General features: G+C 34.6%; 8 protein-coding genes. 1 reads left to right on the forward strand and 7 read right to left on the reverse strand.

Annotation, left to right across the window (positions count from 1 at the left end):
• Window positions 1–92: 92 nt before the first annotated feature.
• Window positions 93–2,798: an aconitate hydratase AcnA gene (gene acnA / locus N9R04_RS02615; protein ID WP_262854950.1), complete on the reverse strand. Its 2,706-nt coding sequence runs from the start codon at window positions 2,796–2,798 to the stop codon at window positions 93–95.
• 424 nt (window positions 2,799–3,222) lie between these two features.
• On the reverse strand, window positions 3,223–4,857 hold the full coding sequence (locus N9R04_RS02620) for a BCCT family transporter (RefSeq protein ID WP_262854951.1): 1,635 nt from the start codon (window positions 4,855–4,857) through the stop codon (window positions 3,223–3,225).
• A 212-nt stretch (window positions 4,858–5,069) separates the two neighbouring features.
• On the opposite strand from N9R04_RS02620, the gene mscL reads away from it, so the two are divergent.
• Window positions 5,070–5,435, forward strand: a complete 366-nt coding sequence (gene mscL / locus N9R04_RS02625; RefSeq protein ID WP_262854952.1) for a large conductance mechanosensitive channel protein MscL — start codon at window positions 5,070–5,072, stop codon at window positions 5,433–5,435.
• Between the two features lie 250 nt (window positions 5,436–5,685).
• On the opposite strand, the gene sbcC is transcribed toward mscL, so the two are convergent.
• The 5 genes from sbcC to tkt form a co-directional block, all read right to left on the reverse strand.
• The gene (gene sbcC / locus N9R04_RS02630) at window positions 5,686–8,724 is read right to left on the reverse strand and encodes an exonuclease subunit SbcC (RefSeq protein ID WP_262854953.1); all 3,039 of its coding nucleotides are present in this window, start codon (window positions 8,722–8,724) and stop codon (window positions 5,686–5,688) included.
• Entirely contained in the window at window positions 8,721–9,854 is a 1,134-nt protein-coding gene (sbcD, locus tag N9R04_RS02635; RefSeq protein WP_262854954.1) for an exonuclease subunit SbcD, read from the reverse strand. Before sbcD ends, sbcC begins: the two co-directional genes overlap by 4 nt.
• Window positions 9,855–10,252: 398 nt before the next feature.
• Window positions 10,253–10,720: a CcdC family protein gene (locus N9R04_RS02640; protein WP_262854955.1), complete on the reverse strand. Its 468-nt coding sequence runs from the start codon at window positions 10,718–10,720 to the stop codon at window positions 10,253–10,255.
• 451 nt (window positions 10,721–11,171) lie between these two features.
• Window positions 11,172–11,411: a YneF family protein gene (locus tag N9R04_RS02645; protein WP_262854956.1), complete on the reverse strand. Its 240-nt coding sequence runs from the start codon at window positions 11,409–11,411 to the stop codon at window positions 11,172–11,174.
• Window positions 11,412–11,677: 266 nt separating this feature from the next.
• Window positions 11,678–13,666: a transketolase gene (tkt, locus tag N9R04_RS02650; RefSeq protein WP_262854979.1), complete on the reverse strand. Its 1,989-nt coding sequence runs from the start codon at window positions 13,664–13,666 to the stop codon at window positions 11,678–11,680.
• Window positions 13,667–13,907 lie beyond the last annotated feature (241 nt).

Here is a 13,907-nt window from a genome sequence, read left to right on the forward strand (position 1 = left end):
ACACACACAAATTTTAACATAAAAAAGAAGGGAGCAGGACAGAAATCTAATTTGAATAAAAAGATTTCTGCCCCGCTCTCTATTAACTCACATTATTGAGCAAGTTTATCTCTAAGAACAAGTTGTAATATACCGCCATTACGGTAATAATCCATTTCAACGTTAGAGTCGAAACGTGCAATGGCTTTAAAGCTAACTTGAGAACCATCTTCCTTAGTTGCAGTTACATCTAATAAGTCATGTGGTTTAACATCTTCATTAATGTCTACTGAGAATGTTTCAGAACCATCAAGACCTAAGCTATCTGCTGAATCTCCATCTTGGAATTGTAATGGAAGTACACCCATCATTACTAAGTTTGAACGGTGAATACGTTCATAACTTTGAGCAATAACAGTCTTAACTCCTAGTAAATTAGTACCTTTAGCAGCCCAGTCACGTGATGATCCCATACCGTAATCATTACCTGCTAATACAACTAAGCCAGTATTATCAGCTTTGTATTTTTGAGCCGCATCGTAAATTGACATTACTTCATCAGTTGGCCAATACGTAGTATAACCACCTTCAGTGCCAGGAGCTAATTGGTTCTTAATACGGATATTAGCAAATGTACCGCGCACCATCACTTCATGGTTACCACGACGTGAACCGTAAGAGTTAAAGTTACGAACTGGCACACCATGGTCTAATAAATATTTACCTGCTGGTGTATCTTTACCTATTGCTCCTGCTGGAGAAATATGGTCAGTAGTTACAGAGTCACCGAACTTGCCTAGTACTCTCAATCCATCTAATGGTTTAATGCTATCTGGTTCTTTTGATAATCCTTGGAAGAACGATGGATTTTGAATATAAGTTGAGTTAGGGTCAAAGTCGTATAACGGTTTATCAGTGACATCAATTTCGTTCCACATTTCATTGTTGTTGTACACTGATTCGTATTCTTCTTTGAATAGCTCAGGTGTTACAACACTATCTACTGTATCAGCAACTTCTTTGATTGATGGCCAAATATCTTTAAGATAAACATCTTGACCGTCTTTACCTTTACCAAGTGGTTCATTTTGTAAATCAATATCAACCGTACCAGCTAATGCGTAAGCAACAACAAGTTGAGGTGAAGCTAAGTAGTTAGCCTTAACTAATGGATGTATACGACCTTCAAAGTTACGGTTACCTGAAAGGACTGATGTAACTAAGAGATCTTCTTCAGCTACAGCTTTTTCTATCTCTTCAAGAAGCGGACCTGAGTTACCTATACATGTAGTACAACCGTAACCAACAAGATTAAATCCGAGTTCGTCTAAATAATTTTGTAACCCTGCATCTCTTAAGTAGCCTGTTACAACTTTTGAACCTGGAGCTAATGAAGTCTTAACGTATTCAGGAACTTTTAGTCCTTTTTCTACTGCTTTTTTAGCAACCAACCCAGCACCTAGCATGACGTATGGGTTAGAAGTATTTGTACAAGATGTAATCGCAGCAATCGCGATATCTCCTGTAGTCATTTTAGTAGTTGAACCATCTTTGAACTCCACTGTAGCTTCTTTGTCGAATTCACTCTTATCTAAACCATGCCCTTGGTTACCTGCTGGTGCAGTAACAGAGTCTTCGAATTCTTTCTTCATATCGCTTAAGAAGATTAAGTCTTGAGGACGTTTAGGACCTGACAATGAAGCTTCTACTGTTGATAAATCAATTTCAATAGTATCAGTATATTCTGGTTCTTCTTTGTCTACGTCGAAGAACAGACTGTTTTCTTGAAGATATTTTTTAACTAAATCTACGTGCTCATCAGAGCGACCAGTTAGTTTCATATATTTAAGAGATTCTTCATCAACTGGGAAGAAACCACACGTAGCACCGTATTCTGGAGCCATGTTTGCGATAGTCGCACGATCTGCGAGAGGAAGATTGACTACCCCTGGGCCATAGAATTCGATAAATTTACCTACAACGCCTTTTTTACGTAGCTCTTGAGTCACACGTAAAGCTAAATCTGTTGCAGTTGAACCTTGAGGTAATTCATTAGTAAGTTTGACCCCTATAACTTCAGGGATTGGGAAGTAGGATGGTTGACCAAGCATACCTGCTTCAGCTTCGATACCACCAACGCCCCAACCTAGAACGCCAAGACCGTTAATCATAGTAGTATGTGAGTCTGTCCCTACTAATGTGTCAGGGAATGCTACTTCGTCGCCATTATCATCTTCTCTTACATGTACCACATTCGCTAAGTATTCCAAGTTAACTTGATGCACAATACCTGTTGCAGGTGGCACAGCTTTGTAATTATTAAAAGCTTTTGTAGCCCAGTTTAAGAATTGATAACGCTCATAGTTACGTTCAAATTCTAATTTCATATTTCGTTCTAATGCATCTGGATTAGCATAGCTATCAACTTGTACAGAGTGGTCGATAACTAAATCTACAGGCACTTCTGGATTGATCTTATTTAGATCTCCACCAACATCATTCATCGCTTTACGTAAAGATGCTAAGTCAACTACAGCAGGAACACCTGTGAAGTCTTGTAAAATAACTCGTGAAGGTTTGAAAGGCACTTCACCTTTAGCACCTTGGTTGAATTCTGCAAGTGACTTAATGTGTTCATCAGTAATAACATGTCCGTCTTCTTGTCTTAATACTGATTCTAATAAAACTCTGATTGAATATGGCAATTTAGAAACTTTAGTAAGACCGTTGTCTTCTAAAGTATTTAAATCATAATAAGTATATGATTTACCGTTAAGATCGAACGTTTTTTTCGCTTGATCTCTCATACTTGAAGCCATATATATCCCCCCTGAACCTTAATTTTAATATGCCTTAACTAAATTGTATAATTAACTATTGAGGAATACAACTGTGTGGTAGGAGAAATTCGGTAATATTCCTTTTGATTTTTCAATCAGGTCATATAACTTTTTCTTATAGTTTCGTTGACGTATCATAAGTTATTTTTATCAATTGAGAATCATTATCACTTATAAATCCGTAGGTTCTCTCCCCTACGTGTGTTTAGAAATCTCTATTATTGAAAAAAAGGGAGCGGGACAGAAATCTAATTTGAATAAAAAGATTTCTGTCCCGCCCCGGCAATAATGACTAGAATTGAAAAAGCTTGATACAAGCGCATTTTCAAATCAGTCATCTACTGCCAAGATGCTGAAAGAGGCTGGGACATTACATTATGTCCCAGCCTCTTTAGAATTAAGCTTATTTATTAGCATTTCTTCTTGCTTCACGTTTTTCAAGAATATCTTCTTCGTAATCCTGTTGTTGATATTGAACATACTCTTGTAAACGATGTTTATTAGGTGTCAATGTTAAGCCAAGGAATTTACGTTCCTGGTTAGCATCTTTATAGAATGAAATCATCATCATTATAACTACTATCGAGAATGGCAAGGCACTGATAATCGCCGCACTTTGAATTGCATTTAAAGCTTCGGCACCATTTCCTCCACCAGCGAATAGTAAGACGAAAGCGATAAGAGATTGTGCTATCCCCCATGATACTTTGACTGTATTACGTGGCTCGAGAGAACCAAATGACGTTTGCATACCTAATACAAAGGTTGCAGAGTCTGCTGATGTAATAAAGAAGGAACCTATTAAAATTAATGCGATGATTGATAAGGCCATGCCGAGTGGTATGTGATGGAAGACACCAAATAGTTGAGTCTCAGGTGACATATTGAAAAGGTGATGATGTTTCTTACCAGTTTCAATACCAAGAACACCAAAAACACTGAACCATATGAAACTAACTAATGCTGGAACTAATAGAACACCAGCAATAAATTCTCTGATTGAACGTCCTTTTGATACACGGGCGATGAAGATACCAACGAACGGACTCCAACTTAACCACCAGCCCCAATAGTAAAGCGTCCATTTTGACATCCAATCACGTTTCTGATGATTTAATGGAGCAGTATCAAAAGTATTGAGTAAGAATGAATTAAGTAAATGACCTGTAGAACTAGTCATTAAGTTTAATATAAGTACTGTTGGTCCAATAATTAATACTGCAATCATTAAGACTGCGCCTAAGGTAATATTTAAGTTACTTAAATATTGAATACCTTTACTTAAACCTGACCATGCACTAGTGATAAATAATATAGTAACAACAACGATAATAATCGCTTGAACCCATATATTATTTGGTATGTTGAATAAATAACTTAATCCACCATTAATTTGTAGAGCACCCATACCTAGTGATACAGCCACACCAACTACAGTAGCGAATACAGCTAATACGTCTACAACTATTCCTATAGGTCCTTCAACTTTATTACCTAATATCGGTCTTAAAGTTCTTGAAATCAGACCTGGTTCCCCTTTTCTAAATTGAGCATAAGCTAATGCTAGAGCAACCACACCATATATAGCCCAAGCATGGAAGCCCCAGTGGAAGAACGTAGAGCGCAATGCTTCAGTGTAAGCAGCTTTAGTCTCTGGTGTAGCACTTGGTGGTGAAGCAAAGTCTGCCATTGGTTCAGCAGCACCATAGAATACCAATCCAATTCCCATACCAGCACTAAATAACATAGCAAACCATGAGATAGTGTTAAATTCGGGCTTATCATTAGGCTTACCGAGTTTTAATTTTCCAATAGGGCTGAAAATTAAAAAGATACAGAAGAAAACTATAATTGTTGTTAGTATGAGATAATACCAACCGAGTTTATTAGTTATCCATAATTTGATATTATTTGTTACTTCTCCGAATTTTTCAGGGAAAATCGCACCTATAAGTACTACAATAGCAACTAAGATAGCACTGTAAAGAAATACGGGCGAAATCTTCTTATTACTATCGTACTGATTTGAAGAATTCATAACTAATTACTCCCCTTTCATATTAAGTTGTACAACAGAAAAAGTGATCTATTTGTATTTCAAATTTTCACCACTATTCCATAAGCTAATAAATAGAATAACAAACCTCCACAATCTAATCAAATTTACTTTTTGTAGTGTTCCTTTATTTTAGAAAATAAGGTATAATTAAAAAACTATTAATTTATTTTCTAAATTGGAGGTAACTTAAAATGTTAAAGGAGTTTAAAGAGTTTGCTTTTAAAGGAAACGTCCTTGATTTAGCTGTAGCCGTAGTCATGGGTGCTGCTTTCAATAAAATCGTAACCGCATTAGTAACATACATCATTATGCCGCTTATAGGACTACTATTTGGTACTGTTGATTTTGCTAAAAGCTGGTCATTTATGGGAATAAAATATGGAATGTTTGTTCAGTCAATAATTGATTTTCTCATCATTGCTTTTGCATTATTTGTCTTTGTTAAAATAGCGAATACTGTGATGAAAAAAGAAGAAGATGAGGAAGAAGAGGAACTTGAAGCGAATACAGTGTTACTAACTGAAATACGAGATTTATTACGCGAAAAGAACCTTTAATTCATAATTTATAACGTTTATTGAAGGCCATCAAATGTGTAAAAAAGCATTTGATGGCCTTAATGTATAATCACTTCAAGAGATAGGGGAACGGGACAGAAATCTAATTTGAATAAAAAGATTTCGTAGTCCCGCCCCGGCAAGGATGACTAGAATTGAAAAAAGCTTGATACAAGCGCATTTTCAAATCAGTCATCTACTGCCAAGATGCTAAAAGGGTCTGGGACATTACATTATGTCCCAGCCTCATCTATTGGTGAACGAAAGAAGTGTAACTTTGATCAGAACCTGCTTTAACTTGTAAAACTAACGGTATACGCTGCTTTAAGTCAGATACGTGAGAAATAATACCTACTAATCTACCAGCAGACTGTAAACTGATTAAAGTATTCAGAGCGGTATCAAGCGTTTCTTGATCTAGCGTTCCGAAACCTTCATCAATAAAAATTGATTCAAGTACAATCCCACCCGATTCTTGTTGAACTACTTCGCTTAATCCTAGTGCTAAAGCTAAAGACGCTTGGAATGTCTCTCCTCCTGATAACGTGGTAATGTGACGCTCTTTATTCGAATGCGTATCAAATATATTGATTTCTAAACCACTATATCCCTGAGAAAGAGAAGTTTTACGAACAAGTTGATAACGTTGACTTGTCATGAGTGCTAATCGCTTATTCGCTTGTCTTAATATATTCTCTAAATAGTGTATAAGTACATAATTTTCCAATTTAAGTTTAGTAGGATTTTTTCCAGATAAAACATCGGATAGTTGCATTATTTCTTTCTGAGAATGAAGTTCACCCTCTAGCTTTCTGATAATGTCTCTAATATTTTCTATTTTTTCTTTATTTACGTCCCTTTTGTATTCATGTTGACTTATGTCATGATTGATATTGTTTAAATTGGCTTCACTAAGTTGATATTCTTCGTTTAAATGGGTTAAATCAATCACCTCTTTATCTTGTGTTTGTACTTTTAGATCTTCTATAAAGGCAATCAGTTTTTGCTTTTTAGTTTCAAAGGCGCTGATCTCATTTTCATACGCTTCTTTTTTATCTGATATTTCTATTATTCTTCGTATATCGCTTTTAGATGTCAAACCAATTTTTTTCATCTCACGCTGAATATAATCTTCTCGCTCATCTTGTGCTTGCAGCAGCTCTTTTCTCTTACTGTTTAGATGGGTTAAGTTATTCTTTTCAATATCATATTGACTTTTTATTTGATGTGTTTCTTGTTGTAAATCCTCTAATTCTTTTTGGAATTTATTGAGTTCAACTTCTTTATTTCGATATTCATTCTCAAACGTAGCCACGTCATCATATTGGGTAGTCTTTTTAAAATCGCTTATTAAAGTGTTTACCTTCTCTTTTTCATTTTCTAGAGACGTTTTCTTTTTTTCAATTTGTACAAGTTTATCTTTTGTTAATCTTTGTTTTTCAATTAAACTATCTAAATTTCTATTCTCAGATTTTACTTGATTAAGTTGGGTTGTAAGGGAATCAATTTGGTTTTGAATCACTTTAAGTTGATCTTCATTAATCGCGACGTTCTCAAAGTATTTTAATTGCTCCTGCTTACTCTTAAGTTGATTGTCTACAGCAATTTGTTGCTTTTCAAGACTTCGATAAGTGTTGTGTAACTCTTCTTGTTTCTCTTTAGTTTCTCTGATTTTCTTAAAGTTAATGTGTTGTTCTATACTCTCAACTTTATTACCGCAAATCGGACATTTGTCCCCTTCATTTAACTCACTCTGTATAGAGATAACTTGTTTTTCAAATTGATCAATATTTCCCAAATTATCATTAGCCTGTTTAATTTTATTACATTCATCATTTACTTTAGTTAGTTCTTTATTAATGTTTGCTAAATGGTCCTCTTTCTCCTTAATTTCTGTCACTAACTTATCATGTTCTATCTTTTGGTTTAATTTCCTTTCGCAATCGCTATAATGACTTTTTTCTTCATAAATACTTGCTAGTAGAAGATTTTCTTTTTCATAATCGGGTTGCTTATTCTCTATTTTGGAAGCAATATCGTCAAGCGTTTTTTCATTAAACTTCCAATCACTCTCAATCTTTATTAAATCTTTTTCACAAGCGCGATGTCGATTAAAAGCTGACTCGTACTCTTTAATATTACTAAAAAACCTTTTATTTTCTGCTAGCCATTCATTTAGTTCTTCATAAAGTGACTGCTTATCAATTTGAGTTCTCAAATCTTTCTCTTTAGCATTAAGATCATGAGACAAATTTTTAATAAGCTTTCTTTTAGCAATTAACTCCTCATTCACTTTTCCTTGATCCAAACTATTACGTTCCTTATCTTTAATTAGCTGGACAAGCAACTTCGCTTCATTCATTTCTTTTACCGTTTTTTTTAGGAATTCTATATGCGGCGTTTGCTTTATTAAGTCATCATATTGTGACTGATATTCATCAAGTTTATCGAGATTAATATGCAACTTCTTCTGAAATTCAACCGATTTTTGTAGACGAGTGTATTCTCTATTAATGCTATGTTTTCTTTTTAAAAGTTTGTCAGTAATCTCATTACCTATCTCTTCGAATGAAGGTAGCATTTCGATAATTTTACTTGTTTGTCTAACATTTATCTTTTTTGACGTGATTAACTCTTCACTGTCATAATCGTATAGATCTTCAAATATGCCCTCTAGACGAATAAACATATGATCAATTTGTTCTTTAACTTCCGCTACATTTTCTTTAAGAACGTTTTGAATATTTTCAAATCTTATTGTGTTGAATAATGTTCTTAAAATCTGCTGTTTATCTGTACTATTTGAAACGAGAAACTTTTTAAATTCTCCTTGGGGTAAAATGAATAACTGTCTGAATTGGTCGGCATTAACTCCCAGTAACTCTTTTATGAATAAATCACCCTTTCTTATCGAACTTTCAATTAGACGATAATCATTCAATGTTTTTTCATAAATATCTAATTCAGCTGGAATTGCAGATTTACGACCTTTTCTCGTGAATTTTGCTCGTCTCTTCACTTTAAATATACGATTCATTAACCTAAACTCAAACGTCACTGACATAGGAGATTCTTCATCAGCAAAATGACTTCGTAATTCACTCTTGTCTCTATCTTTAGTTGAAGCTTCCCCAAACAAAGCATAGACCATTGCATCGAATAACATTGTTTTACCTGAACCAGTTTTGCCACTTATCAAAAAAAGTTGGTTCTGCTGAATTTGAGAAAAATTAATTTCCTCTTTAATAAAAGGACCAAAATTATGAATAGATAAATTTAAAGGTCTCATAGATTAGCATCACCTCCAGTAAGTTGACTAAGCATTTGTTCAACTGTCTGTCGTTGAACCTCACTCATTTTAATATCTGTAGCATATTCGAAAAAATCACTTATTATCTCACTATCAGTACGATTATTTAATTTTACTTTTGTTTGTGTTTTTTCAGCAATTAAAGCTAAATCGTCGTTTATTAGAGATAGCGTATTGGGATAAATAGATTTGAGGTGTAACATTGGATCTGTAACATGTTCAAGGTTAGATAGTTTAAATTGAACATAGTTATATTTATTTTTTAATTTAATATTTTCCTGAATAACATCTTCATAACTTCCCTCAATTACTTCTAAGCTTCTTAACGGGTCGATAGGTCGAAATGTTTCTTTTATCCCTTCGTCAGAAAGTTGTAATACTTTATAGCCTTTAGCCTGAGTGGCTTCTGAGAAAGAGTATTGAAGTAAAGATCCACTATAGCTTATGTAATTTGAATGAATACTGAAAGGATGGTGTAGATGTCCTAAAAGAACTCGATCGAACTGCTTAAAGTTTTTTTCTTGAACTTCTTCAACTGTACCGATTGTTATCTCACGCTCAGAATCACTCTTAACTCCACCCTGAACGGTTAAATGTCCTACTAACAAATTGACCTCATTTAAATTTAACTGCTTTGAAATTTCATTTAAACAAAGTGATATGCCTTCTTCGTAGTTCTCAATGCTATTGTCTCTAAAATAATCTTTTAGTTCAGCTAATGTTGCAAAAGGCAGTGTGAATATCTTTACCCCATTTATATTAACCGGTTCATAGATATCTTCTATCTCAGTACGTATGTATAAAGAAGTCTTATCAAACCATTTTGATCCATAATTTAATCTTGAGCGACCATCATGATTCCCATTAATTATTATTATAGGAATATGCATGTTTAAATTAAGTTCTTGAATAGTCGTCTCTAACAGATTAACAGCTTCTTTATTAGGATAACTCGTGTCATAGACGTCCCCAGCAATAATAATAAGATCTGGTTCTTCTTCAGACATTGCTTTAATAAATTTATCTAGTATAAAACGCTGATCCTCTATCAGCGATTGACCATTTAAAATCTTACCTAGATGCCAATCGGCTGTATGTATAATTTTCAAATCAACCACCTCTTAATAGAACATTTGTTCGTTATTATCGTATAACATTTCTCCTTTCAATTCAACTCATGACCCCCCGGATTAGATCTCAAAATTTAGAGCTAGTCTGGTGCTCTGTGCGTTCAAACTGGGTGCATAACAAAGGGAGCGGGACAGAAATCTAATTTGAATAAAAGGATTTCGTAGTCCCGCCCCGGATTGAAAAAAGCTTGATACAAGCGCGTTTTCAAATCAGTCATCTACTGCCGAGATGTTGAAGAGGCTGGGATTTATGTCCCAGCCTCTCCCTAGGTACACTGGAATCTAAAATAACTGAACTTTTCTTTTTTAGCCCTCTAATAAGTTCAGCTACAGACCTACCTATAATATAACTAATTTCATTACAAAATCTATAGCTATTATTGTACTAAAGTTCGTTTTAGCTTCTTATATTTATATAACATAGCTAAACGCCATGGTACGATCATACTAAATGCTAACAAGAAGAACATACCTGCTAATTGACCTGGTTCGATTGTATTGCTCACAAAAATTTTAATAACAGTTCTTATTACTAATAAACCAATTAAGATAATAGGAAAAGCTTTAGATCTCTTCATGTAAACTTCGCTTCCCTGTACTTCAAATTTTGATGTCCATATTAACACACTTGAAAATAGTACACCTAATATGATTGATTCTAATATCTCCAAACCAGTCAATCTAAAATAAGGTACTACATACATCAGAGCACCTGTAGCCATAAAGAAAGGCGGTAAAATTATTTTCTTCTCATTAACTGGATATTTTTGAGCTTTCATTCTAATAATAATAACTGCTATTCCCATTAAAAAGGCGAAACCTATGGAAAAAGTTAGATAAAGCATTTATACACCTTCTTTAATTGCATTTGACTTTATTACATTCGATATTATATCACTATGTAAACTCTTTATCAGTTATTTTATTCACAAAGTTAAATTTATTATAGCACCCTTTTTACAACAAATAGTGCTCAAAAAAATTTAAAGTCATAAAATGCTGAACAAATTATATTGTAATTTAATATGTAACCATTTTTTAAAGTTATATTAATACATGAGGGTGAACACATGGTCATTTCTATCCGAATACTGTAAAAAACTAGGCTAATTATCAAATTAAAATTCAAGGGAGCGGGACAGAAATCTAATTTGAACAAAAAAGATTTCGTAGTCCCGCCCCGGCAAGGATAAATAGAATTGAAAAAGCTTGATACAAGCGCATTTTTAAATCAGTCATCTACTGCCGAGATGTTGAAGAGGCTGGGATTTATGTCCCAGCCTCTTTCGTAATGTTTTATTTACCGTTTTTCATCTTTTGATCCATGTTCTTGTTCATCATAGTCATCATTTGATTGATCTTTTTATGTGAAGGCTTTTGACCCATTTGCATCATCATCATACGTAGCATTTCTTCATTAATTGGCGGGTTCTTTTTAAAGTAATCCATCATGTATTTACGTGCTAATAAGAAACCACCGATCAATCCTACGATGAGAGCAACTACAATTAAAAGTATTGCTAGCCATGTTGCCATAATTTCACCCACTTTCCATATCCGTTTGCATTTTACTAAATTACAGAATGTAATTCAAGGTTAAATATAACCTTATTGTCAACCAGTAAATTATATCAATATCTCCAACCTATGTAAATAAGGTTAGAGGTCGATTTCAAAGTATGAAAAGCAGATTTCTTAGGTGAATGAGAACTACAAGCTTTTGTTTATACAGGTTAAAATAAATTTGGTTCCCTCATAGTCTTTATAGTAATCTTTCAAGGTAAGTTAAAGAAAATAACAGATTAGAAGTTTTGAATTTCATTTAGTACATTTTCTTTAGTAAAGCCATATTTCTCAACGACTAAGTTCCCTGGAGCGCTAGCACCAAATGTATCAATAGCTATAACTTTACCCTTAGATCCTACATATTTATGCCAACCTAATGAAGAAGCCATTTCAATAGAGATACGTTTAGTGATATGTGAAGGTATGATAGATTCTTTATACTCTTCTGATTGTTGATCAAAAGCGTGCCAATTAGGCATTGAAACAACACGTACCCCTTTACCCTGCTCATCTAAATCGTGAGCTACTTCAATAGCCAAGTTGACTTCAGAGCCGGTAGCTAACAGTAAATATTCTGGGTTCCTGTTAGATTCGAACACTACATACGCGCCTTTACGAACACCTTCTTCTAATTTATCTTGTTCAACATCTATTGTTTTTAAGTTCTGACGTGTTAATACTAGCGATGTCGGAGTAGATTTTGATTCGAGAGCTACTTGCCAAGCTACACGCGTTTCATTACCATCAGCAGGTCTGATCACGTTCATATTTGGAATTGCTCGCAATCCCGCAAGCTGTTCAATAGGTTCATGCGTAGGCCCATCTTCACCGACTGCTATAGAGTCATGTGTAAAGATAAATGTAGAGTTAAGACCCATAAGTGCTGAAAGTCTAAGGGCTGGTTTTAAGTAATCACTAAAGACAAAGAAAGTTGCACCATAAGGATGGATACCACCATGAGCAGCCATACCGTTAACAGCAGCTCCCATAGCAAACTCTCTTACGCCAAACCAAATATTTTTACCTTCAGGATGTTCTTTATCAAAATCAATAGCTTCTTTAACGTTTGATTTGTTAGAACCTGCTAAGTCTGCTGAGCCACCAAAGAAAGAAGGTACACTTTGACTTAGTGCTTGAATTATCTCTCCAGAATCAGCTCTAGATGCGGCGTTGTGTTCTAAACCAAAACGGGGTAGCTCTTTTTCATAAGAGTTGGGTAATTCTCTGCTCATAGCTAGCTTAAATTCCTGAGCTAATTCAGGGTATACTTGACCATATTCTTCTAAGATTTGGTGCCATTGCGATTCATTTTCATTTGCTCTTTTTAACATAGTCTCTCTAAATAATTGGTAGACTTCTTCCGGCACATTAAAGCGATCATCTGGATCGAGCCCGTAATTTTCAAATGCTATTTTACGTTCTTCTTCTCCTAATGGAGCCCCATGTACTCCATGTGTGCCCTGCTTGTTAGTTGCTCCAAAACCAATGATTGTTTTAACTTCTATTATCGTAGGCCCATTTTGCTCTTTTGCCTTGCTAATAGCATTATCGATTTCTTCCAGGTTATTACCATCTTTAACTAGGATATGATTCCAGCCATATGATTCGAAACGTTCCTTAGTATTCTCAGAAAAAGCTTTATTTAACTCGCCGTCTAGAGAAATATCATTCGAATCATAAAGCACAATTAACTTATCAAGGTTATTATGACCTGCAAAAGAAGCAGCTTCGTGTGAAATACCCTCCATTAAATCGCCGTCAGAAGCCAGTACATAAGTATAATGATCTACTATATTCATATTTTCTTTATTAAATTTTCCAGCTAAGTGCTTTTCTGCCAGGGCCATGCCGACCGACATCGCTAACCCCTGACCAAGTGGGCCTGTAGTAATCTCTACGCCTTGAGTATGTTTGAACTCAGGATGTCCTGGAGTTTTAGAACCCCATTGTCTAAATTGTTTCAATTCATTCATTTCTAAACTACCAGCTACATGTAGTAAGCTATATAATAATGCTGAACCATGCCCTGCTGATAGTACAAATCTGTCTCTATTGAAATATTCACTTGACTGGGGATTAAAATTTAGGTGACGAGTCCACAAAGTATAGGCCATAGGAGCAGCCCCCATAGGTAAGCCTGGGTGACCAGAATTAGCATTTTCAATCATATCTATGCTCAGTGCCCGAATTGTATCTATCGCAAATTGATCATTTTTATTAAACATCTCTAAGACTTCCTTTCTTAAGTGCATCTTATCTCATATTATAACTTAATTTAAAAAACCAGGACAAAGTTTAAACCCTGAAAAAAATGTGATTAAAGCTTATTCGTAGTTCTAGGTATTGAAAAGAGTACAGAGTTTCAAACTAATATGGAAAAATTGTAACAACCTGTATTCTTTTAATTCCCTACTACTTTCCTAAAAAATTGTTCGGGCTTAAAGCAATAAAGCAGAGGTCGGGACG

Origin of the sequence: Staphylococcus marylandisciuri (genome assembly GCF_025519785.1) — a bacterium.
GTDB lineage: Bacteria > Bacillota > Bacilli > Staphylococcales > Staphylococcaceae > Staphylococcus > Staphylococcus marylandisciuri.

Coding starts and splice junctions, on each gene's coding strand:
- acnA (WP_262854950.1), bottom strand. CDS start 2,798: ATGGCTTCAAGTATGAGAGATCAAGCGAAAAAAACGTTCGATCTTAAC.
- N9R04_RS02620 (WP_262854951.1), bottom strand. CDS start 4,857: ATGAATTCTTCAAATCAGTACGATAGTAATAAGAAGATTTCGCCCGTA.
- mscL (WP_262854952.1), top strand. CDS start 5,070: ATGTTAAAGGAGTTTAAAGAGTTTGCTTTTAAAGGAAACGTCCTTGAT.
- sbcC (WP_262854953.1), bottom strand. CDS start 8,724: ATGAGACCTTTAAATTTATCTATTCATAATTTTGGTCCTTTTATTAAA.
- N9R04_RS02640 (WP_262854955.1), bottom strand. CDS start 10,720: ATGCTTTATCTAACTTTTTCCATAGGTTTCGCCTTTTTAATGGGAATA.
- N9R04_RS02645 (WP_262854956.1), bottom strand. CDS start 11,411: ATGGCAACATGGCTAGCAATACTTTTAATTGTAGTTGCTCTCATCGTA.
- tkt (WP_262854979.1), bottom strand. CDS start 13,666: ATGTTTAATAAAAATGATCAATTTGCGATAGATACAATTCGGGCACTG.